Source organism: Pseudoalteromonas shioyasakiensis (assembly GCA_013391845.1).
Taxonomy (GTDB): Bacteria; Pseudomonadota; Gammaproteobacteria; order Enterobacterales; family Alteromonadaceae; genus Pseudoalteromonas; species Pseudoalteromonas apostichopi.
Window position 1 is genome coordinate 2,928,403 of the sequence record CP058414.1, and the last position, 23,864, is coordinate 2,952,266.

Annotated in this window: 21 protein-coding genes and 1 other RNA gene; 9 read left to right on the top strand and 13 right to left on the bottom strand. The window is 39.2% G+C overall.

What is annotated here, in order from left to right; translation table 11 throughout:
- Complete coding sequence (locus HYD28_13430; protein QLE09870.1) at positions 1-1,626, top strand: phosphoethanolamine--lipid A transferase; 1,626 nt, start codon at positions 1-3, stop codon at positions 1,624-1,626.
- Positions 1,627-1,646: 20 nt separating this feature from the next.
- Positions 1,647-2,027, top strand: coding sequence for a diacylglycerol kinase (locus tag HYD28_13435; GenBank protein ID QLE09871.1), 381 nt, complete (start codon positions 1,647-1,649; stop codon positions 2,025-2,027).
- Here the strand turns inward: HYD28_13435 and HYD28_13440 are convergent.
- From HYD28_13440 to HYD28_13470, 7 genes are all read right to left on the bottom strand, one after another.
- Positions 2,024-2,257 (bottom strand): hypothetical protein, encoded by a 234-nt coding sequence (locus tag HYD28_13440; protein ID QLE09872.1) that lies wholly within the window; start codon positions 2,255-2,257, stop codon positions 2,024-2,026. The two genes, HYD28_13435 and HYD28_13440, sit on opposite strands and share 4 nt — an antisense overlap.
- A gap of 79 nt (positions 2,258-2,336) precedes the next feature.
- Positions 2,337-3,080 carry a hypothetical protein gene (locus tag HYD28_13445; GenBank protein ID QLE09873.1) on the bottom strand — a complete coding sequence of 248 codons (744 nt, stop codon included), beginning with the start codon at positions 3,078-3,080 and terminating at the stop codon, positions 2,337-2,339.
- A gap of 70 nt (positions 3,081-3,150) precedes the next feature.
- Positions 3,151-4,608 (bottom strand): family 10 glycosylhydrolase, encoded by a 1,458-nt coding sequence (locus HYD28_13450; GenBank protein QLE09874.1) that lies wholly within the window; start codon positions 4,606-4,608, stop codon positions 3,151-3,153.
- 129 nt (positions 4,609-4,737) lie between these two features.
- Positions 4,738-7,356: a TonB-dependent receptor gene (locus HYD28_13455; GenBank protein QLE09875.1), complete on the bottom strand. Its 2,619-nt coding sequence runs from the start codon at positions 7,354-7,356 to the stop codon at positions 4,738-4,740.
- A 313-nt stretch (positions 7,357-7,669) separates the two neighbouring features.
- Positions 7,670-8,392, bottom strand: coding sequence for an SIMPL domain-containing protein (locus HYD28_13460; GenBank protein ID QLE09876.1), 723 nt, complete (start codon positions 8,390-8,392; stop codon positions 7,670-7,672).
- Positions 8,393-8,544: 152 nt separating this feature from the next.
- Positions 8,545-9,390 carry an HDOD domain-containing protein gene (locus HYD28_13465; GenBank protein QLE09877.1) on the bottom strand — a complete coding sequence of 282 codons (846 nt, stop codon included), beginning with the start codon at positions 9,388-9,390 and terminating at the stop codon, positions 8,545-8,547.
- Between the two features lie 194 nt (positions 9,391-9,584).
- A complete protein-coding gene (locus tag HYD28_13470) occupies positions 9,585-9,884 on the bottom strand; it encodes a hypothetical protein (GenBank protein QLE09878.1) in 300 nt (99 codons plus the stop codon).
- Between the two features lie 282 nt (positions 9,885-10,166).
- Here HYD28_13470 and HYD28_13475 point away from each other — a divergent pair, with 282 nt between their 5' ends.
- From HYD28_13475 to HYD28_13495, 5 genes are all read left to right on the top strand, one after another.
- On the top strand, positions 10,167-11,957 hold the full coding sequence (locus HYD28_13475; protein ID QLE09879.1) for a response regulator: 1,791 nt from the start codon (positions 10,167-10,169) through the stop codon (positions 11,955-11,957).
- A 274-nt stretch (positions 11,958-12,231) separates the two neighbouring features.
- On the top strand, positions 12,232-12,432 hold the full coding sequence (locus tag HYD28_13480) for a hypothetical protein (GenBank protein ID QLE09880.1): 201 nt from the start codon (positions 12,232-12,234) through the stop codon (positions 12,430-12,432).
- A 245-nt stretch (positions 12,433-12,677) separates the two neighbouring features.
- Positions 12,678-14,057, top strand: coding sequence for an alpha-glucosidase C-terminal domain-containing protein (locus HYD28_13485; protein ID QLE09881.1), 1,380 nt, complete (start codon positions 12,678-12,680; stop codon positions 14,055-14,057).
- A gap of 419 nt (positions 14,058-14,476) precedes the next feature.
- Entirely contained in the window at positions 14,477-14,800 is a 324-nt protein-coding gene (locus tag HYD28_13490) for a helix-turn-helix domain-containing protein (protein ID QLE09882.1), read from the top strand.
- A 1-nt stretch (position 14,801) separates the two neighbouring features.
- Entirely contained in the window at positions 14,802-15,086 is a 285-nt protein-coding gene (locus tag HYD28_13495; GenBank protein QLE09883.1) for a hypothetical protein, read from the top strand.
- Between the two features lie 664 nt (positions 15,087-15,750).
- On the opposite strand, the gene ffs is transcribed toward HYD28_13495, so the two are convergent.
- Together ffs and HYD28_13505 are read right to left on the bottom strand one after the other, a co-directional pair.
- An RNA gene (gene ffs, locus HYD28_13500) (signal recognition particle sRNA small type) lies at positions 15,751-15,847 on the bottom strand.
- A 136-nt stretch (positions 15,848-15,983) separates the two neighbouring features.
- Positions 15,984-16,853 carry a DUF3014 domain-containing protein gene (locus HYD28_13505; protein ID QLE09884.1) on the bottom strand — a complete coding sequence of 290 codons (870 nt, stop codon included), beginning with the start codon at positions 16,851-16,853 and terminating at the stop codon, positions 15,984-15,986.
- A gap of 134 nt (positions 16,854-16,987) precedes the next feature.
- Between HYD28_13505 and HYD28_13510 the strand changes: the two genes are divergently transcribed.
- Positions 16,988-18,133, top strand: a complete 1,146-nt coding sequence (locus tag HYD28_13510; GenBank protein ID QLE09885.1) for a patatin-like phospholipase family protein — start codon at positions 16,988-16,990, stop codon at positions 18,131-18,133.
- On the opposite strand, the gene HYD28_13515 is transcribed toward HYD28_13510, so the two are convergent.
- The gene (locus HYD28_13515) at positions 18,134-20,107 is read right to left on the bottom strand and encodes a cation:proton antiporter (protein ID QLE09886.1); all 1,974 of its coding nucleotides are present in this window, start codon (positions 20,105-20,107) and stop codon (positions 18,134-18,136) included. It abuts the gene before it with no gap.
- Positions 20,108-20,246: 139 nt separating this feature from the next.
- On the opposite strand from HYD28_13515, the gene HYD28_13520 reads away from it, so the two are divergent.
- Entirely contained in the window at positions 20,247-21,143 is an 897-nt protein-coding gene (locus tag HYD28_13520) for a GGDEF domain-containing protein (protein ID QLE09887.1), read from the top strand.
- 25 nt (positions 21,144-21,168) lie between these two features.
- Here the strand turns inward: HYD28_13520 and HYD28_13525 are convergent, their stop codons facing one another.
- The 3 genes from HYD28_13525 to accA form a co-directional block, all read right to left on the bottom strand.
- Positions 21,169-21,513, bottom strand: coding sequence for a hypothetical protein (locus HYD28_13525; GenBank protein ID QLE09888.1), 345 nt, complete (start codon positions 21,511-21,513; stop codon positions 21,169-21,171).
- The gene (gene tilS, locus HYD28_13530) at positions 21,506-22,816 is read right to left on the bottom strand and encodes a tRNA lysidine(34) synthetase TilS (protein ID QLE09889.1); all 1,311 of its coding nucleotides are present in this window, start codon (positions 22,814-22,816) and stop codon (positions 21,506-21,508) included. Before tilS ends, HYD28_13525 begins: the two co-directional genes overlap by 8 nt.
- Before the next feature lie 90 nt (positions 22,817-22,906).
- Positions 22,907-23,863, bottom strand: a complete 957-nt coding sequence (gene accA, locus HYD28_13535) for an acetyl-CoA carboxylase carboxyl transferase subunit alpha (protein QLE09890.1) — start codon at positions 23,861-23,863, stop codon at positions 22,907-22,909.
- Between the last annotated feature and the right edge of the window lies 1 nt (position 23,864).

The window sequence follows — 23,864 nt, forward strand, 5'->3', positions numbered from 1 at the left end:
ATGAGCATGAAAATTAAACAACTCCTTATTAAAAAATGGCAAGTTAGCTACAGTCAGTTTGTGTGGCTGGTGTCGTTGTACTTGGTTATCGCATTTAATGGTCTATTTTTATTTAACATGGCTGAAGCAGCAAGCAAGCCAGAACATGTCAATTGGTTATTTATAGCAAGCGTACCGTTTTTATTATTAGCACTGACGGCAATGGTGTTAAGTTGGTTATCGTTAATCACCTTTGTAAAACCAGTGCTTTTAACAAGCATCGTAGTTTCGTCACTGTTGTTTTATGCAACCTTAAACTACGGTGTTATCTTCGATAAAAGCATGCTACAAAATATCTTAGAGACAAACTCAGGTGAGGCATTTTCATACTTAAATATACAAGTTGTCGTCTTTATTTTTGTACTTGGCGTGTTCCCCGCTTACTTGTTTTCACGTTTTAAAATTGTTGGTAACTTTCGTGTTCGTCTAAAAAACTTTGCGCTTCTCAACGTCACAGCATTTATTGCTATAGCAGCTATTGCAGTACCATTTTATAAAGATTATGCCTCTGTTGGGCGTAATAACCGTCAATTAACTAGCTATATTACCCCTTTTGCATTTTACACTGCGGGCTATAAGTATCTGCGCGATAATTATTTTTATCCGCCTTTACCATTTAAAGTACTGGATAAAACGCCGCATTTACTAGAACAGCAACAAAGTTCGCTGACAATTATGGTAGTAGGTGAAACAGCTCGTGCAGCAAACTTTTCACTGCAAGGATATAACAAGCCAACTAATCAATATACACCTAAGCTTGGCGTTAAATATTTCAGTGACGTTAGTTCATGTGGCACGGCTACGGCTATATCTGTACCTTGCATGTTCTCGCGTTTAGACCGTAATCACTATGATTCGCGCATAGCGCAAAGCCAAGAAAATGCGCTTGATATCATTCAACGAAGTGGTGTCGAAGTAACGTGGATTGATAACAATAGCAGCTGTAAAGGGGTTTGTGTGCGGGTAAACTCACAAACGGTAGAACCAACAAAGAGCAACCCACTTTGTGATGGACGCTATTGTTTTGATGAAGTACTCGTGGAAGAGTTAGCTACAAAACTTGCCAAGAGTAATGCTAAACATCAACTTGTTGTGTTACATATGATTGGTTCACATGGTCCAACTTACTATCGTCGATACCCAAAAAAAGACAGTGTATTTATGCCTGATTGTCCGCGTAGTGATATTCAAAATTGTAGCAGCGAGCAACTAACAAACACCTATGACAATACTATTGCTTATACAGACTTAGTACTCAGTAAACTTATTAATTTAATGCAAAACAGTCAGGCGGATGACAAAGCCCTGCTGTATGTTTCTGACCATGGTGAATCACTTGGAGAAAAAGGCTTGTACTTGCATGGCTTCCCATACGCATTAGCACCTAAAGAGCAAACACAAGTGCCTATGTTGTTTTGGAGTAATAAACTAGCCGATACCCGTTTTAATCAATGTATCGAACAACAGCGTAACAACGCTTTTTCTCACGATAATATTTTTGACACCCTACTTGGTTTAACCCATGTAGACAGCACTGAATATCATCCAGAGCAAGATATCTTCAATGCTTGCTCAAAACAAAGCTAACGAAATAGAGATTTCATACTATGCAATTTGATAGCACTAACAAACCCATTGGCATTAAACGAATTCGCCTAGCATTTAAAAACTCCCAACGTGCATTCACTTGGTTAGCAAAGCATGAGTCTGCTTTTAAACAAGAGCTGATACTGTTGGTCCTTGCCATAGCAGTGGTTTTTGTATGGCAAATTAACCTGTATGAGAAAATCATGCTGCTTGTATCTGTACTATTTGTGATGTTTGCTGAAGTCGTAAATACGGCAATTGAAGCCACAATAGACCGTGTAGGCCTTGAAATTCATCCATTATCAGGCCTAGCTAAAGACTTAGGATCAGCAGCCGTACTTATTGCCCTAACAATTTGTGCGCTGGTATGGGGCGGTGTGTTTGTGAACAATCTAAGTTAACTCGCTTTTTTATCATCAGGGGTGTCATTACAAAGTGCACAGTGGCGCCCTTTTGATGAATGATATAAACGGGTTGCGATAAAAATTGCCGTGGCAATAAAAGACCAAAGTAACGCAAAGCCTAATGCGCTGAGTGTCTCGTGACCTTTCAGTATTTCCACCATAAATAATAAAATAGCCACCAGCGTGAAAACTCTAGTGGCTCTTAAAACCCAAAATTTAATACCCATAACTTACTCCTTTAAATGAGACCCCTTTAAACGAGCCTCCTTTGAAAGAATGAGTGTAGTTCAAAATAAGAAAAACACCTTATAAATCCAGAACAGGCTCAGACAATATTTGTACGTTATTTTTAAATACCTCTAACAGCCCCGGCGGTGAGTGTTCAGTACCAAGTACGGTAACATGACATACATAACGATAACCGTTATTAGTAAAGGTATAAAAATGATTTCCGCCACTGCCATCAAAGCTTAGACTGCCCCCTGTGATCACAAGGCTTGGCTCATCTTGCATAGATTGATCTATTTCCCATGCTGCATAGCGGTACTGATTATCAGCAAGCTCATCGATACGAATTAAGTGCTTTTTTGTTTGCCACGTTAATATCGGTTTTGTAAATTCACGAAGGCTTTTATGTAATGCTTGTTTTTGCTCGTCAATCAGTGCTTCGCGTCGTGCTTTTTCTGCCTCTGATTCATAAGGCACAGCCCAAATAGAGCCATCAAAGTCTAACCAAAATTTGCCTGAATCAAACATAATGCCGCGCCACCCCATCATTTCCCAGTCGTGGCGAATATTTGAATTCACGATTTTTTCGACAAACTCTTTATCAAAAATTTGCTCAAACTTTTCTATAAGCATTTGCTCATTTTCAATTGCTTGCAGAGGCGCTTTGCGCTGCAGAGGATAATGCACTCGCTTGGCGATTGCAGCTCTATCACCCGCTTTAAACGCCGCAACCACAGGTTTTACAATTTTTATATGTTTTGTTGCGGCTGTTGTTGAAAAAGAGATAAGGCAACCGAACAAAATTACCGCGAAATACTTCATATGCCTACTTTAAAATTTAAAAACCAGATTATTCAAAGCGTAACAAATTTTTGTATATACAGTACAGGTGCTATTTCATTAACAACTCAATCTCAGCGCTTTGATTACCAAGCCTATCAATTGCAATTATCTTCATTGCCTCTAATGGTCGTTGTCCATAAGAAGCTGCAACAGAGAACGTACTCTCATCACTTGAGTAAATATGATAGTGCCACTGCTGCGCATATTTTAGATAGACAAGTAACTCAGACACTTGATCTGAATTTGGGTGTGTCCAAGTCAAATGAACATCGTCACCATCATATTTAACATCAACTTTAACAGCTGCTATTACTGACGCATCTAGCCAAGGAGTTTCTGGAATTAAGGCTTGATGTTGAAATACGCCTTTAGTAATCACATCACTCATCAATTGACTGCCTTCAAGCGCTGTAACATTCCAAAAAACTGTACCGGGTGAAGTTGATAAAAACCCACGATTTATCATAATTTGATTGACGACCTCATCAACACCAGCCTCATCAAATGAACGCAATGCATTAATGCCAGGCCATAAATGTCGCCCATGAGTGTTTTGTGATTGCCACCAGCTTAATAAGAGCGGGTAGCTTTGTGCATATTGATTAATTGGCCAATAAAGTTGCGGTGAAAAATAATCAAGCCAGCCTTCGTTAAGCCACAGCTTTGCATCAGCAAACAAGGTGTCATATTGATCCATACCACGAATAGTTTCAGGTTCATCAGGCCTATATATACCAAATGGGCTTATCCCAACAAGAACATGAGGCTTTGTTTGTTTAACTAATTTGTATAAGCTTTTCACAAAATGATTTACTGCTTCACGGCGCCAATCACCGATAGATAACTCACCACCTGCTTCTAAATACTGACTGTATTGTTTAGCATCAGGAAAACCTTCATCGTTATTGTAAGAAGGATATGGGTAAAAGTAGTCATCATAGTGAATACCATCTAAATCATAGTTTTCTACAAGTTCCGTTAATACACTTAAAGTATGCGACACTACAGCTTGATCTGTAGGCAAAAACCAATAGGTCTCATTTTTTAGTTTCACTACTTTATCCGTCATTTTTTCAACAACTGAATGCTCTGAAACGGGGCCTCCAATGTGATGATGAGCGCGGTATGGGTTTATCCATGCATGTAACTTTAAGCCTCGTTTATGTGCTTGTTCTATCCAAAATTTTAAAGGATCATAAAACGGTTCAGGTGCTTTTCCTTGCTTTCCAGTAAGATAATAAGACCATGGTTCATTCGTACTTTGATATAAACTGTCTGCTTGCGGTCTAACCTGAAAAATAACGGTATTGAAGTTATGTTGTTTTAGTAAATTAAGGATTTTAATTGCTTGTTGTTTTTGCTCAGCAACAGATAATCCAGGCTCTGATGGCCAATTAATATTTGCAACGGTTGCTACCCATGCAGCACGAAACTCTCTTGCAACCTGAGGTTGCTGGATAGTGCCAAAAAACTGCTTTTCAATGTTCGTAGCCTCTTGTTTTTGCATAAAAACACACGCATTCAAAGCAAAGCAGGTGAACAATAATAATAAATGTTTAAAATACACTGTATACCTCACAAAAAAGGCACAACAAAAACTTGTTGTGCCTACATGAATCTAATTCAAATAAGAAAATTAGAACTTCATTTGCGCGCCGACCAAGAAACGACGACCATAATCATGAATAGCTAAAGGGCGATTAGCATCTGGCATACCGGTGCTATTACCTGAAGTCGCTTTTTGCTCTTCATTTGTTAAGTTAATAGCTTGGAAAATAAGATTAAAATCTTCAGAAACATTGTAGCTTATATTCAAATCATACTGACCAAAACCATCTTTATACTGATTTAAACCAAGATAATTTGTATAAAAATATTCTGAACGATAGGTATAAGAAACACGCGCACTGAAAGCTGTATTTTCGTAGTAAACAGTCGCGTTGAAGGTATCTTCTGAATTGTTAGGTAACACAGCCTCTTCACCCGCAGCTTTTTGCTCTGCAGTTTGCTCTAGCTCAGCATCTGAATAAGTGTAGTTCGTTTGAATGCCGAACCCATACATTAGCTTTTGCGTGTAGTTCACTTCAAAGCCGGAATTCTCACCACCTAGCCCGTTTTGCGGTTGAGTCACTAAGAAATCACGAACCTCTTCAACGCCAGTATCAGGGTCTGTCCATGTCCACTGCTTTTCAATAGTGGTATTGGTAATATACGAATCAATGTCTTTATAAAAATAAGCTAATGACAATATTGATGACTCATTAAAGTACCACTCAGCTGATAAATCATATTGAGTTGAACGATAAGGTTTTAAATCTGGATTGCCTTGTGAGCCTTTACAACCTGTTGCCGCTGCACAGTAGCCACTTTTACGCGCTGATAAAAAATCGTAGTCAGGACGAGACATTACTTTAGCTGCAGCAAAGCGAAGCACAACATCATCCGTAAAGTCATAGTTAATATTTACACTTGGTAAAAAGTCATCGTAGCTATTTGAACTATACACATCTTGAATATTTTCAGGCGCAAAACTACGTCCTGTGTATTCAACTGAACGAGAGTCAAGCTCTGTTTTAACTGCACGTACGCCCATATTACCGCGCCACTTATTGTGCTCGAACACAGCTTTGACGTATCCAGCCGTAACGGTTTCTTCTAGATCGAAGGTGTAGTCAAGGTGCTCATAAGGACCTGAAGTAGGACTTGTTGATGAAATCCAGTCTGCATATTGGTTATTATCAAACTGCCATAAAATGCCGTCACTAGCAGAATCACTTGCAAACATACCCAAATTAAAATTTTCACCTGCTGCTGAGACTTTTGGATAATTGGCTTTCATTAAACTGGCTGCTTTTGTATGCTCACGGTATTTTACACCCGCTTTAATTGCAGTGAAAAAACCAGTATCTAATAAATATTCAACATCAAATTGTGCATAAAGCTCATCAGAATCGTTGAATATATCATTTTTATGGTTGTAATCTAATCGATAATCTTCAGGGCTTAAATCTGCAGATAAAGTTACATCAGGCGTGCCGTTTTCTAATGTAAATGATGCATTTGTATTGGCGTAATACTCAGAATACACATCACTCACCTCACCATCCGCTTTACTGTAACCAAATTGACCTGTAAGAGTGTAATCATCGGCTTTAAAAGTCACTTTTAAGTCATGCGCTTGAGTTTTAAATTCACCGCGATATCCCGCATTACCATAATAACCCAAGTTATTGTGTGCTGGTAAATCACCTGCGACAACCGTACCATCAACAATCACTGGGTTCTCAATATTAGCAATATTCTGTAAGATAAAACCGCTTGAATACGTGCCATATGATTCATGTTCTGACTTTGAATATAAGTTATTGAAAACAAATTCAAGATTATCATTAGCTGCGTATTGGAATGTCGCTGTTGCGGTATCTAAATCACTATCACTTGCGTAGCGGTTGTAACCCACTGCCCCTGGATAAAATTCTGCATTCCCATCTTGGTTGGCATCTGTGCTGCGATATCCAAAACGTACTTCTTTACTATCACGCTGCGTTGCCGTTTCTTTGTGGACAAAACCAACATTAAACCCAAAATCTTGGGCTTCATTTTTCCATGAATATAAACCAGACACGTATGGCTTAGTTTCGTCTGCGTTTTCAAAATGAAATGCTTTTACTGAAAGCGCAGCATAGTTAGCTTCACTATCAAGCGGTTTACGTGTTTTTACTACAACAGTGCCGCCAATTGAACCCTCATCAATGTCAGCTTCAGCAGACTTATAAACCTCTAGAGTATCGACCATTTCTGCTGGTAATAATGAGTAATTAAAACCACGAGACGGGCGTGTAATTGATGCCGAAGCCGTTGCAGAAGCCACGTTTTGGCCATTTAACAGCGTTATATTTAAATGAGGTGCTGTACCACGAATACTCACTCGATCACTTTCACCGCCTAAGTCTTTCTCTACTTGCACGCCTGGAATACGCTGTAGTGCATCAGCAACTGTTTGATCAGGAAATTTACCGATATCTTCGGCAGAAACCGCATCAACAACGCTGTTTGAAAAACGTTTCATGTTGATACTTTTCTCAACTGACGCCGCATAGCCGCGTACTTCGATCTGCTCTATATCCTCTTTTGTAATTTTATTTTTTCCATCTTCTTGAGCAGCTGCAAAGGCAGTCGTACATGTTCCTAACACAAGTGTTGGGAGCAATGCTTTTTTAATACAAACAGTTAGCGTGGAGAATTTTTTATTCATGGAAATGTAACCCTATCGTTTTTAAAAAGTGAGAGATTTTGTGACTACAAACTACATAAATGCTCTTTTGAACAACAACTGGTAACAACTTTATTGCTACATTGCGGCTACAATAGTAGCAATGCCGCACAAAATCAAGATATTTTATTCTTAATTATTCAACAAGATGAAATATAAAATTCCTAAAAAACATCCAACCCCCCCCTAAAAAAGACAATAAAAACACCCCATTAAAATCAATTATTTGAATTTATAATAAAAATAAGCACTTATAATTAAACCAGTACCTAATAAGCATTCTTAAAAGAAAGAATTATTCTAACAACAAATCAAACACAACATTGACACTTGCTCTGAAGGTAATCGATTCTTGTAAATACTTACCTTCTGGGACTGCATTAATACGTGAGCCCGTTACCATAATTTGTTCAATATTGTTGTTGCTACCATAGCCGAAGTGACTACCTACCTCTTGCGATTGAATACTATACACTCGACCAAGTTTCGCTTCGAATGCGCTAGCAAGGCTGCTCCCCTGTTGTTTGGCATTCACTACAGCCTTATTCAGAGCGACTTGCTCGTAGTTTGAGGCTTTCGTTGATAAAAGTTGAATTTGCTCGATCTGATTGACACCCACTTTAAGCGCAAAGTTTAAGAAACCATCCAAAAGAGAGGGTTGTTTAAGGCTGACTTTGAGCTTACGCGTGGCTCGAAAACCATCTTTAGCTAGGTTATCGTTTTCGTCATAACGCATATTGGGCTCAACAAATATCCGCCCCGCAGAGATACTTTTTTCGTCTATAGAAAAATTGCTTAATCCCGCAAGAAGTTTGTTCACTTGCGTATCGACTTGCTGCTTCGCTTGCAAACTTTCAGCTTTTACAGATTCAAACTCTAACGTGATATTAGCCATATCGGGAGCAGTACGCACAACAGCCTCACCTTTAACAACGATGTGGCGATTATCTGGTAAACTCGTTGCAGCCATCACAGAACTGGTACATAAAACCAATAGTAACAAAGATTTAAGCATCATAATCTCTCCCTAGAAAAAGTTATGACGCCTTGCTACGGTATGAAAGTATAGTAATACTATGCTTTAATGAAGTGTAAAAAAACCAAAGTTAGCAAGTCTGCACTCGCTACCGCATCGAAGTTAAGATGAGAGGAAATAAAATCTAAGCAGCTTTAGCTCGCCATCGCATTGTCGACGTAATCTTCGACCATATCTGCAAAATCTTGGTCAACAATGCCAAGTTCAGATAAGCATTGCTCTTTAATTTTAAACCACTCGCTTGAATACTGTTGGTGGCGCGCATAGTCCACAGCACTCTCTGCGCACTTTAAAATGGCATACGCCATACGCTGCTGCTCATCATTGCTTTGCTCTAAAAAGTGCGTGTTGTGATGATTTAAAATAACGTGACATAGTGGCTTAGGTAGGTGCCATGATACAGAAATAAAGTAGCCAATCACCGCATGGTCACACTGATAACGTGCTTGTTCAAGGTCTGTAATTGCGAGCTCTTTGGCTAGGTTTGCTTGCTTGAGTACCTCAACATAATCTCTAAATTTTAATGCCATGGCAGCAATACCTACATTATGAAAAAGCCCTAATGAATAAAGCTCATCCACTGGCATTAAAGACTTATAACGATTACCCAGCAACACACAGGCATTTGCAACTTCAACCGATTCATCCCAAAAGCGCTCTAAGCTAATACAAGCATTGCCTTTAAAGTTTTGCTTTAGGAGAGCCAAAGTTACCAGCCGATTAAGCTGATCTAACCCTAAAAACATCGCCGCTTGGCGTATATCACTTATGGTGCGTTGTAAGCCAAACACGGGGCTGTTGATTGTTTTTAATAATAAGGCCGAAAGGCTAATGTCACGTGATATTAAATTGGCTACTTTATCTAAGCTTGAATCAGATTTTTGCATTTCTTCGGCAATTTGGCTCAATAGCTCAGGTTTAGGTGGAATATGAAAACCGCGTTCGAGTGAAACTAGGTGTTGTTCATCTAAGTTGATCATTTGCCCAAGAGCCTCCGTTAATAAGCAACGAGCAATTTAATAGTTTAGATGTGTAAAATAACCTAAGAAGTTTGCCTTAGTATTGTTTGAGATCAATGTGTTGCGAAGAAAGGGAATTAATTCATAAAAAGCTAACACGGCATATTATGACACGTTGCTATAATATGCCGTCTTTTTGAAGGTTTGTGGTTTGCTTAGTGAGCAAGTACGCTTAGCCACTCATCAGGGTTTGCTAAAATGAACTCAAATACATCCTTGTTATTTAGAGTAATGCGAATTCCATCTGCTGTGATTGGCAAAATACCCGCACCTTTACCTGAACACTTATCAACGTTATTGATTTGCGCTCGTGAAAATCTGTATGGGCCTAAGCCTAACTCTTTATTAAACGGTTCAAAAACAATGTCTTGCTCAGTAACTAAAAGCTTACCATCCGCTTTTGCGACACCCGATTGAATAGTTGCTGCTGATTCTTTGACTGTGTGTGCGTGCATATCCTTTACTCCACTTAACAAATGAGTGTTAGCCTACACTCAATTAAACCTTAAAATAGCGTACCAACTTAAGATACAACAAGTACGAAAAAAGTACAGTTAAATCAATTAATTTCAAATCATTATTTTACAAAGGGCTTTTGAACACGTTAGGTTACTTTTCCTTTGTATAGGACTTTTAATATTTTCATAAAAAAGCCGTCACAGCTTTTACCCTTTCTTATGTGAACAAATAAAAATGCGCTATGCTTAGAATAACAACAGGATAGGTGCCGTAAACTGATGATAAAAGCGTTGCAGCAAACTAAAAACAAGTTAAAAGTAAATGCCATTATCATGATTGCATTAGTAGCTTCGCTTACTGTTACCTCTTTATTCTTTTACAGAAATGTTGACTCACAATGGCATGACTATTCAAAAACCGCCGCTAACATTTATGTACTTCACGACAAGCTAATTCAAAAACTCGGTTATGGTGGCTTTATTCACCATTTTAAAAACCTAGTACTAAGAAAAAATACAGATCTATACCTACCGCCCATTGAAAATGAACTCCGCGAAATAAAAGAGATCTTTGCCAAACTTGGCGCAATAAAAGAATACGATCAAACAGCACTTATTGACGTTAAAAAAACGGTTAATGAGTATAAAAATAATCTCGACATTGTTTTAAAAATGATTGCTGATGGCGCAACTAGCGAGCAAATAGATTCCAAAGTTAAAGTAGATGATACAGAGGCATTGAAGGCACTTGCCGCGTTCGAGCAACATATAAACTTAACACTTAAAGAAAAAAGTATCGCAATTGATGAAAACTTCCAAATTGCTTATACCGTTCATGTTTTAACAATTATATTGCTCACCAGCATATTGCTTATTTACTTTAGAAAGCTTTCAAACTCTTATAAACAACAGATTGAGCTTACTGAACGTGCCTTAGAAGGCACAAGAATAAAATCAGAATTTTTAGCTAATATGAGTCATGAAATACGCACTCCACTTAATGGCATAATGGGGCTATTACAAATTTTGCAGCCGAACATTCAAAAACCGAAAAATATTGAAGTTGTTGCTAAGGCGCTGTTTTCTTGTCGGTCACTCCTTACCATTATCAACGATATTTTAGACTTTTCGAAAATGGAGGCGAACGAGCTTTCGATTGAGCAGGTGGATTTTTCGATGTCGAAGGTCGTTGAGTCGATCAATTCTGATTTTCTGCCGCTTTGTAACGAAAAAGCAATTGAATTAAACATAGATATAGACGATGACGTTGAAGATTTATGGATAGGAGACCCAGTTCGGGTTCGACAAATTATTTTAAACCTGGTTTCTAACGCCGTTAAATTTACCGAGCAAGGTGGCGTGCAAATAAAGGTTAATAAATCTTCGCAAATCCAAAAGCAAGGTGTTGAGATAGAAGTGATTGATACCGGCATTGGTATGAATAAAGAGGGGTTAATGCATCTATTTAACCGTTTTCAGCAAGCCGATAACAGCATAACGCGGCGTTTTGGCGGGACAGGATTAGGAATGTCGATCACCGCGAATCTCGTTAAACGGATGCATGGCCGTATTGATGTAGACAGCGCACTCGGTAAAGGCACCCATTTCACGGTTTATTTACCGCTCAAAGTATCTGAAAAGCAACACTTAAATGATAGCTTTACTGATGTAACCGCACCTGATTTATCGGCTAAAACCTTATTAATTGCTGAAGATAACCCACTCAATACTATGATCATCAAATCGATGCTTGCAGAAACCAACGCAGAACTTCACTTTGCAAAAGATGGTGCTGAAGCTGTCGAGCTATTTAAACAACTCAACCCCATTTTAGTTTTGATGGATATACAAATGCCAAATATGGGAGGGATCGAAGCTTGCTCCCATATTCGTAGTATTGATAAAGAGATTCCCGTTGTTGCCTTGACTGCCAACGTGATGAAAGAAAATATAATCGAATACATGAACTGTGGTTTTAATAGCCACGTAGGCAAACCCATTGAAAAGCATTTACTATTTAAAGCGCTGCATGATGCAATTGCAGTTAGCCGCGATGAGCTCATTGACTAAGCTTTTATAGTACAGCGATAACCCTCTGATTTTTAATTTCTTATAAATATACCAATTTTTTAAAGCGTAACTTATTACATATTTTCAATGAGTTATATTTGTAGATTACTACTAACTCCCTCTCTTATAGCGCTGTACAAATATCATTCGATATTAATTGACTTAGCTAAAAAGATCCCCCATAGTCGAAAAAACCATCAGTACACATTAGACCAAATTATAAAACCAAGTAGCAAACTAATTGCTATAAACAAAAATGTGGAGGAGATGCGTTATGAACCGTAAGTCAAAATTAATCTACCGTATTATGTTGGCCTCTAAGCTTCATAGCCGTAATAAAGAGATATCACTCGATACATTAAAACAAGGCTGTTGTCTAAGTGACTCTGAATTACTAACCATTTTAAAAGAGCTAGAAATTAAAAAACTGATCAGCTGGGATGCCAGTAAATCTGCTTTTATGATTTCAGCCTAGCTCAGCATATTTAAACGACAGCTTGGCTATGCATTGCTGTCGTTTTAACATATACCCGACCCTGTTTAATCATTTAAGTTTTTACCTTCCTAGCCCTTTAAATACACCTTTGAAAGATGAACTTAATCGATTACGTAAATATACTGTGAATACGTATGTACAAATTTGTTACAAACAAACCTTGGGTATATATTTATCAGACTGTTTGTTAGTACACACAATTTAAATTGACAACAAGGTCTGACATGAATTCACTTCTTACCAAAAGCTTGCTTATATTTACACTGAGCTTACTCGCTGCATGTTCACAAACCACAAGTACAAAAAGTGCCTATGAACCAGAAGCCTATGTAAAAATAACTCATCCTGAATGGTCAAAAAATGCGGTACTTTATCAATTAAATACTCGCCAATTTACTCCAGAAGGAACCTTTATTGCAGCACAGCAACAGCTGCCTCGCTTAAAAGCATTAGGTGTAGACATTATTTGGCTCATGCCCATTAACCCTATTGGCGAAGAAAATCGCAAGGGCAGTTTAGGTAGCCCTTATTCTGTAAAAGATTACCGTAAAGTAAACCCTGAATTTGGCACATTGAATGATCTAAAAGCCTTTGTTGATAAAGCTCATGAAATGGGTATGTATGTTATTTTAGATTGGGTAGCGAATCACAGTGCCTGGGATAATTGGCTTCGCTATGAGCACCCTGATTGGTACGAGCGTGATTATCAAGGAAACTTTAGGCCAACGCCTTGGTGGGATTGGTCTGACATTATCGATTTTGATTATTCAAAGCCAGCGCTGCGTAAGTATATGACTGAATCAATGAAATACTGGGTAAAAGAAGTAGGTATTGATGGCTATCGCTGTGATGTGGCAGGCTTTGTACCCGTCGACTTTTGGAATAACGTTCGCCGTGAGCTTGATGAAATAAAGCCTGTTTTAATGCTGGCTGAGTGGGAATCTCGTGATTTACATGCTAAAGCATTCGATATGACTTACGCTTGGTCATGGTCTAAGCATATGCATAATATCGTAAATGCTCATGCCGATGTCAGCGCTCTCTTCCTTTATTATTCATGGAATGAAAGTGCATTCCCGGCCGAGGCGTACCGCCTTGTAGGTGTTGCAAATCACGACACCAATGCATGGGAAGGCACCATGTTCGAAAACTACGGCGATGCACTTGAAGCTGTAATTACACTTTCTGTGATTGGCGAAGGTTTCCCGATGATTTATAACGGTCAAGAAGCTGGCAACGATAAACGACTCGCCTTTTTCGAACGCGACCCAATAAAGTGGCAAAAGCACCCTATCGGTGATTTATACCAATCGCTATTTGCACTCAAACATAACAATGAAGCCCTGTGGAATGGTCAATTTGGCGGCCGCATGGTACATGTACCAAACACCGCACCTAAGCAGGTGCTTAGCTTTGTTCGTGCAAAAGGAAACGATAAAGTATTTGCCGTATTCAATCTTTCAAAAGAGCCTAAAACTGTCAGCTTTAAAGAGCCGTTGTTTACAGGAAAATATAAAGAAGTACTTTCTAAAGAAATAGTTGAGTTTACTGAAAGCTCAACACTAACCCTGCCTGCTTGGGGGTTTAAAGTATTCGCGAAATAACAATTTTGAGTGCACTTAAGAGAGCATGAATTCCTTTATCAATTCTTATAAAAAAAGGTGCTACTGCACCTTTTTTTATTATTAAGTATAGAAATAGTTTAGTAAAAGCAATGGCGCTAATACGACTGTCTAACGCTAGATTAGGCCAGTTATCTACTATTTTTTTCATTTCTAGATCGAGTAACCACCGCGCCAAAATTGATACTTTTTTATTAATAAATTTTCATTTCATACTACTCATCTTTAAAGTTTGAAAATTTCAATATTTTAAATAAACATAGTAATTTCATAACCTTAAGAATTTAGCGGTTTAGTAATTTAATCGTTTAGTAATTTAATATTTTTAATGGTTTTAATACTTTTAATAATTATTGATATGACAATTAAACCAAGTACCATATTTGGATACGGAGGATAAGATGAAATCAGAACACTCAGGAACCAGCCAAGCTCCAATCAAAAACAAACCTCTTATTTTTGATTACGGAAGCCTGACTATTTATGGAAAAAAATACAGAGTCAGCCCTGCCACATTTAGGGTTTTTGAGGTTCTTTATCGGAATATTGGAAAAACAGTTAATAGGTACGAATTACTAAGGATTGGTTGGCCAGAACAGAAAGCTGTTATTGGCAATGTAAATGTTTCAATTTATCAGTTAAGAATTATCTTGAATGACACCAGCTACATTATTGAAAGTGTGAGAGGAGTCGGTTTCAAGTTAATAAATATAAGGAGAGAATAAAATGAACGTATTGGACAAGAATATAGATGAGTCTATTGTTAACTTAATACTTGTTATTGACTCTTTACCACGTCTCAACTTCGCGAGAAATAACCGAGCATCTATTTCAGAGCTCTCCAGCAAACTACTTCTCGCAGGCCTAGATAACACATCACTTGAAGACAAAATAAACTTTATTAAGCTCAGCTCTACTTTTCTTAATGATGCAATGCATCATAACGACACTGAAGAAAAAGCATTAAATAGAGAAGAAATTGATTACATAAACTATGTAACAAGTAACTAAAATGATAATACTCAAAAAAAACAAATTAAGAATTATCAATCATTCTTTAGCACTTTCGTTGTTAACATTGGTGCTGTTTTACGTCGACTTTAAGCTCTTCATTTTGAGCCTAACATTCTTAATTTTATTCATCGTTTTCTGTTTCATTTCAAGATTAGAAAAGTATAGACAAGGGCTATACTTTTCATTCTTATCATTTGAATCTTACATTAATTCTGAAAGAGTTCTTGAAAGAAGGTTACCTTTCTATACTTACTATTGGGACAATAAAGCATTCCCAATTCACTTAAGTTTTAGGGAGCATTAAGGCGCTCACTATACACCTGCCTAACACCCACTGTGCCACCACCATTGAACATGCATAAATACAAGCAGCAGTTTGACCTATTTTAAGAACTCTAGACTCCTCACTTATCAAAAACCATACAAAAATTAAGTCTGTCAAATTGCACTGCAAGCCTAACGAACCGCATTAAGGCATAAGCAACAATACCATCCAAATACTATTGCACATAAACACGGCACCGCGTCTTGGACTGAAAAAGCCAAGCATCTAGAGCAATTAAAATAAAATCAGATAAATATTGGATTACAACAGAGTATTAAAACTTGAAAAAGATAATGAAAATAAAGAAAGTCACCCAAGTAGGATTTTGGGTGGCAGTCTTACCAGCCGCATCTCGGCACACACGTCACACGCTGTGGCTGCTCCCTTCCGGGCCTGACCAGGTTCACCTGCTAGTGTTGCGAGAGGACCAATAAGACTACCATTGAGGGCCTTGTTTGGCGCGGGAGGGATTATCTCTACTTTTAGCCTGTTATTCAAGGGGTATTCGAAAAAGAAAGTGCGATTGCATACTTGGTATACAATCACACTGTATTTAGAGGGGTAATTACTTACTTTTCAAGTTCAGCTTTTATGTTGCGTAAAGCTGCTTTCACTTTTTTCATATTTTCTGGCCCCATGCGCAGCAATTGTTTTTGCGCATCAGGAAGATTTTCCCATTCAGAGTATGCGTATTGATAAGTGACTGAGTTACGAACTAGTGGCATATCACCTTTTGGTTCTGGCGTATCTAGAAGCACATCAATAGCTTCTTCTAAAGTCCCAGTAAATGCATCACCTTCGTAGCCAATTTCTGCATAAGCTTCGTTGATAAGAGGTTTATATTCATCATACATACGAATCACTTGCGCAGCACTTAAGCTTGTAAAGAGTTTCACATAAGGCGTATAGCGCTCATAGCTGTTTGGATCAATTGTTAAAATATCACCTTCTATGACTTTGAACGACTCCTTAGGGCGCTCAACAGGAGCATGACTTAATGCTACTTTACCTTTTGCAATGTTATCAACATACACAACACCACGACGAATAAGATCATCAGTCACCATTAAACTCATCACTTGGTCACTTAGTAATTCATCCATGCGAGCAACAACAACTTCATCACTTTCATTTAAGGTTGGTAATGGCTTAACTTCAGGAACTGGCTCAGGAGTGCGCTCTGGAGCTGTATCTACTACAACAGGCTCTGGTTCAGGGTTTGTAACTTCTGGTTCTGACTCTGCTTCTGGTTCTTGATATTCCACAACAGGTACTTCTTCAGTAACAATGTCTTCAACAACTTGAACTGGTTTATCTTCAGGCTTTAATAAAATAAACGCTGCTACACCAGCGATAAGGATAAGAATAACAACCGCAAAAATGAGGTTATTATTTGATGAACCTTTTTGTACTTCAGGTTCTGACGAATGCTCCGACATAGACACTCCCTTAAAAATAAAACAGATAAAAATACGAAAAAACCATTTAGCCTTGAGCTAATCTTTGCTTCTTCTAGCTTAAAGACTTACAGTTGATAAATAAAGTAAAGACGCACAACTATTTAAATGCAACCATGAGCAGTAAGTTAAAAAAAACACAACACTCTAAAATCGCTTTATTACTAACAGGTGGTGGCGCACGAGCGGCTTATCAAGTCGGTGTACTTAAAGCGATAACGCAAAGCATGCCTCGAACAGCACCGCTGCCCTTTACTATTATTAATGGGACATCAGCTGGCGCAATTAATTCCGCAGCATTAGCTTGTTATGCATCTTGTGCGCACTTAGCATGTAAAAAACTTGAATGGGTTTGGAAGAACTTTTCTACTTCTCAAGTATATAAAAGTGACTTTTTAAGTGTGTTTTTGCATATCACTCGCAACATGCTGACAAGCTTTCAATCTGAACATATAAACCACCCACCAGCGAGCTTATTAAACAATAAGCCACTTAGAAAACTACTGCACGAAATACTCGATTTATCGCGTATTGAACGAAACCTACATAAAAACTATTTAGATGCAGTTTCAATTACGGCTTCAAGTTATACCACTGGCGACTCTGTAGCGTTTTTTCAGTCACTGACACAAAATCCTTGGCGCAGAGCAAAGCGTGAAGGCCAAGCAACCCGCATTAATGTTGAGCACTTAATGGCATCAAGTGCCATTCCTATGGTGTTCCCAAGTGTAAATGTTTATAACCACTATTTTGGTGACGGCTCTATTCACCAACTCTCGCCGCTTAGCCCGTCAATACATTTAGGTGCTGAGAAAATCTTTATTATTGGTGTTGATGAGCCAAAAGAGTTGCACCCACCGGGTTATCAACCCCATTACCCAGGTCTTTCTAATATTGCTGGTCACTTACTCGACAGTGTGTTCACAGACACGCTACAGTCTGATTTAGAGCGCTTACAACGTATCAATCGCACTTTGAGCCTATTGCCTGCCCGCGACAAGCACCAGGAACTAAAACAAATCGAAACATGCGTCATCAATCCATCGCAAAACTTCAATGCGATTGCTGCTCAGTTTTATGATGATATGCCCATGGCAATCAAATTACTACTGCGCATGATAGGTGTGAAAAAGCGTTCTCAATCAAGTTTAACCAGCTACTTGCTCTTTGAGAAACGCTATACCCAAAAGCTAATTGAAATTGGCTACCAAGATGGTCTCAATAAACTACCAGAAATTCGCAAATTCTTAGAGTTGGAGTAGCTATTCCATACCATCGAGTAAAAAGCGCTCTACCCGCTCTACTCGCCGAGGTTTACCTTGGAGCACTAAAATATCGCCCGCCAGTAAAATAGTTTGTGGTGAAGGAGCGTCAATTTCGCGGTCTTGTCGGCGCAGTGCTCTAACCGACACGCGGCGCTGCTCAAGCTTTAGCTCGCTAATTTTCTGATTTACCGCATAAGCATGCTCAGGCAACGCAATAACATGCAGATACTCAAGTCTGTCTGAGCTCGCCTCTTCACCATCAAGTTTATCACCAGTGAAAAAACCATGTAGAAACTTATAGCGATTACGCCTTTCTTTACTAACACGGCGAATAATTCGCGTCATCGGCACGCCAGACATATAAAGCACATGTGACACCAACATTAAGCTTGCTTCCAGCGTCTCTGGCACAACTTCAGTAACACCAAGCTCTTTAAGGGTTTCAAGTTCTGTATCATCACGCATCCTTACAAGTATTTTAACATCAGGCGCAATTTGCTTAATGGCATCTACAACTATTTGAGTTTGCTCAAAATCTGTAAAAGTAATGATCACTAGTCTTGCACGCTCTACACCCGCTGATTTTAAAATATCTTTTTGATTTACATGGCCAAATATAACAGGCTCGCCAGCTGCTTTAGCTTCTTGCAGCAAGATAGGGTTACTTTCTACCGCTACATACTCAATAGCTTCAGGTTTTAAAAAACGAGCAACAGTTTGACCTACGCGAGAAAAGCCACAGATCACCACATGATTTTGATACAAAGGACTGCTGGTCGCAGGCTGTTGCCAGTACTGACCTGTGTGGCTCAAAAGACCCAGTTTTTTAAGAATAAGGGGGGTTTTATCAATGAGGTAAGGCGTTAACGCCATTGAAAGCACGCCAACTGCAATTAAAAATGAGGCTTGCTCTGAGCTTATTAATAAATGCTGCGAAGCAAGCGCTATTAATACAAAACCGAACTCCCCCATTTGCCAAAGCATTATACCTGCCGATACAGCATCTTGCTTACGTTCACCCATCACTTGAGCAGAAATCGCGAGCACTGCAATTTTAAACAGTAACAAGCCAATTAATACGGTGATGATCCAGTACCAGCTATTTAGCACGTAAAGCACATCTAACTGCATACCTACAGTAACAAAAAATAGCCCCATTAAAATATCGCGAAAAGGCCTAATATCGGCTTCTAATTGGTGTCGATAATGACTTTCACCCAACATCATACCAGCTAAGAAAGCCCCTAACGCCATTGATAAGCCAAATAAGTAAGTTAGACCTGCGGCAAATAAGGCAACCAGTAAGGTCGTTAGCATAAATAGCTCATCGGTTCTTACTAGCGCTATTTCGCTAAACACTTTAGGTAAAATCCACTTACCTATACCAAACAACAAAATACACACCAAGGCACCTTTGGTGAGAGCAAAAGCAAGTGCGCCAACAATTTCTTCAGAGCCACTTTGAGCTAGTAAAGGATAAACAATGAGCAGAGGAACAACAGCAATATCTTGAAATAGCAACACCCCGATTGCCAGCTGACCGCGGCGCTGATTTAAATCTCCTGATTCTTTAAGCAACTTAACCACCACCGCCGTTGAAGACAGTGCCATCAAACTGGCAATAGTAAAACTATTTAAAAGGCTGTGCTCCAACAATAGTAAAACCAGCATAAACACAATACTGGTTACCACCACCTGCAAGGATCCAAGGCCAAATACAATGTTGCGCATCGCCATTAAACGCGGCAATGAAAACTCAAGCCCTAAACTAAACAATAAGAACACAATGCCTAGCTCAGCAACAAAATGCATTTCATGGCTTTGCGCCATCCAGCCTATACCATGACTACCCGCCAACAAGCCTGTAGCAAGATAAGCAAGAATAGGTGGTAAACCAATTCGTTTGAAGAACCAAACAAATAATACGGCAGCGACGAGCAAGCCAAACACTTGAATCAGCACATTTTGCAAGCAATAAACTCCTTTCTACTTGATGATAAAGCTGTACCCTCCTTTAAATATAGCAACCATCTGTTTTTCAGCCAGTTTAAAAATGTGGCACAAATCTCGCTAACTATGAGTATCTAAACACTCCGGGGGGAGAATTATCATGGAAAATGTCCATATTTTGACGCAGCGGGTGTCTGCGCGAGGCGAGTTTCTGCCGTTTTCGGCAGAGCATTACCGAATAAATGAAACGAATAATCCACAAGACTTGGTCGCGAGGTTACAAACCACGTTATCAATCGAAGAAATTTTGACTATTTTTGCCGAGCACGCAAAACAATTAATCAATTTATCTGGGTTACAGTTTCAATCTGCGCTCGGAGTGTCACAAAGTGCTGGAAGCGATACCAGTCAAACACCCTACTCTTTTGATTTAGATATCGAAAGTGAACGATTAGGGCAATTAATTTACTTTAGCCAATTTCCTATGGGCAAGGCAATTGAAGCTAAACTAAAAATGCTTCATGCAGTCCTTGTTTATCCGTTACGTAACGCACTTATGTACACCCGCGTATTACGCTTGGCTACTAAAGATGCACTAACTGGCTTAAACAACCGTAGTCAATTTAATGACAGCTTGGCACAAAAATTAGAGCGTTGCCGCCGACAACATCGTCCGTTTAGTTTAATGCTGCTTGATTTAGATAACTTTAAACAAGTTAACGATACCTATGGTCATAAAATTGGCGACGATGTTTTACAAGAATTTGCTGAAGTTTTGCGTTGCAGCGTGCGTGGAACAGACTCAATTTTTCGCTTTGGCGGAGACGAATTCGCGTTATTAATTGATGACCCCGAATTTACAACCAATAAAGTGGTTGCAGAACGCATTATGAAACTAGTAGAAGATTCCAGCTTAATGAAAAAATATAGTGTTTCTTCTAGTATTGGTTATACACTCGCCAATAACCAAGACTGTGAAAATGAAGTATTCGCACGTGCTGATAAAGGCCTTTATAAGGCAAAAGCAGCAGGCAGAAATTGCGCACGAGCTTACTAATCAAGTAAAAGCCTAGCATCCCCCGCTAGGCTTTTTTGTTTATAAATTTATAACCAAGTAGTACTAACCAAAAACCAGCAAAGAAGCCAGTTAATAAGTAAAGCAAGGCAGCCATGTTGGTAAGGGGCGATACCATCACTAAAGCCAATGGCGTAAGCACGCCTAAAATAAAGAAAATACCGCCTTTACCTGACCAATAGCCTAGCAGCAATATTGAACAAACTATGCCGCCAGCTAGCGCATAAAAAAGTGTGTTTAAAGTCAGTTCTGTATAGGCAAAACCAGCAATAACAGCCACTAACACCGATAACACAAAGCCTAGTGGTGCTTTATTAACTAGCGATAAACCTACATGTGGTTGTTCACTCATAGGGTGTCTCCCAGATAATTCCATCTTCAACACTGTGCTGCTCACTAACAAAGTAGCCAACAACTTGCACAAGTTGATCATTATAAAAAATAAGTGGTGTCTGCGCACGAAGCCAAGGGGCAACTTTGGCATCTTTAAACCAATGTTTTAAGGTATTTGAGCCAGGTTTATGCAAAGGCTTTATGCGCGCTTGTGGTTTATTAAACTCAACCCTTACTCGCTCATCTTTTTGAGGTTTCCTAACACCTTTGCCCGCTTTGACAATTAATTTGCGGCCATCTGTAAGTTCAACGCTTTGCAAAGCAATATCCATTGCCTGTGGTATTGCTTGCTCCGTCACAAAATACAAATATTGCTGATGACGACGAACATCGCCGCTTTGCAAACAGATTTTTAACTGCGCATCGGCTTTTGCCGTTAAGCCTTGCTCGATAATTTGCTGCAGTTGATTTTCAGAAGGTAACTGATACGTAAACTGATTAAGCCACGCACGCACTAGGTTAGCTTGTCTGGGCTTACTAAAATCAGCAATTGCCGCACAACTTAAGCCTTTATACTTATTTTGACAGTTTGCAAGATCGTTTTGGGTATACTCATCAAGTAACGATTGCTGTTGCTGTAACAGTCGAATACTACGCGCTGCACTTTTTTCAAAGCCTTGAAAGCGTTCAGTTAAAGTAGGCATTACCTGATGACGTAAAAAATTACGGTCAAAGCGTTCATCAACATTTGAGTCATCGGTGATGTGGGTAATGGCAAACTCATCGGCAAACTGCTCTATTTGCTCACGAGTAATATCTATCAGTGGCCTAAAGCAAACTCGCCCAGAAGCTAATAATCGCTTTTGTTGCATCGATGCCAAGCCCTGTAAGCCTGAGCCGCGTTTAAGCCGTAATAAGAAAGTTTCAAGTTGGTCATTTAAGTGCTGACCAAGCAGAATTACACTACCAACTAAACAGTGCTCATCGAGAGCTTGGTATCTTGCCTCTCGAGCTTGTGCTTCGAGTGAAGTACGCGAGCGTTCAATAATTTCAACCTGCAACGCTTTAAATGTCACACCTAGCTCTTCGCATAGCGATTTACAAAATACTTGCCACTCATAAGCATGTTCACTCAAACCATGATTAACATACACGGCTTCAAGTTCAAGTTCAGGATGCTGTTTTCGAGCTAAGCTCATTAGATGTAATAACACGACAGAGTCAACACCACCTGATAAGGCGACACTAAAGTAGCGTTGCTGAGCGTTCAGCAAAGGCTGTAATTGTGCTAAAAAATGGTGATATAAACCTGATGTTTGCATTAATAACCAATGAGTATATAAGCGCCTGAGTTATCGGCATTATAAAACAAAAAAAGCCGCAAAAGCGGCTTTTTTCATTTATTTGCTGTGTTAGCAATAACCAAACGACATTAAACGCTTGTAACGCTGATCAAGCATTTCATCAAGTGAAAGGCCTTGTAACTCAGCAAGATCACGCTTAAGTTGGTTTTTAAGGTTACGAGCCATGGCATCATAATTGCGATGTGCGCCACCTAGCGGCTCATCAATTACGTTGTTGATTAAATCAAGCTCTTTAACACGTGCAGCAGTTACACCCATTGCTTCTGCAGCTAATGGTGCCTTGTCTGCGCTTTTCCATAAGATTGATGCACAACCTTCTGGTGAAATAACTGAGTAAGTGCTGTATTGCAACATGTTAACGCGGTCACCCACACCAATTGCTAATGCACCACCAGAACCACCTTCACCGATCACAGTACAGATGGTTGGTACTTTTAATGCAGCCATTACTTTAAGGTTACGAGCAATAGCTTCACTTTGACCACGCTCTTCTGCACCAACACCTGGGTATGCACCTGGCGTGTCGATGAATGTCATGATTGGCATTTTGAAACGCTCAGCCATTTCCATTAAGCGTAGTGCTTTACGGTAACCTTCTGGCTTTGGCATACCAAAGTTGCGTTTAATTTTTTCTGCAGTATCACGACCTTTTTGTTGGCCAATAACCATCACTGGTTGACCATCAAAACGTGCAACACCGCCTAAAATAGCTGGGTCGTTAGCAAAAGTACGGTCGCCTGCTAGTTCGTCAAATTCCGTGAAAATACGCTCGATGTAATCACGAGTATAAGGACGCAACGGATGACGGGCTAACTGAGAAACCTGCCAAGCACCTAATTCAGAGAAAATTTTCTCTTTCATTTCAGCACTTTTCTCTTTTAATCGACTGACTTCCTCTTCTAATCCAAGGTCTAATTCGCCAGCGCGGCTTACATTTTGTAATTCTTCAATTTTTGCTTCTAATTCTGCAATTGGAAGCTCAAAATCAAGATAATTGAGGCTCATG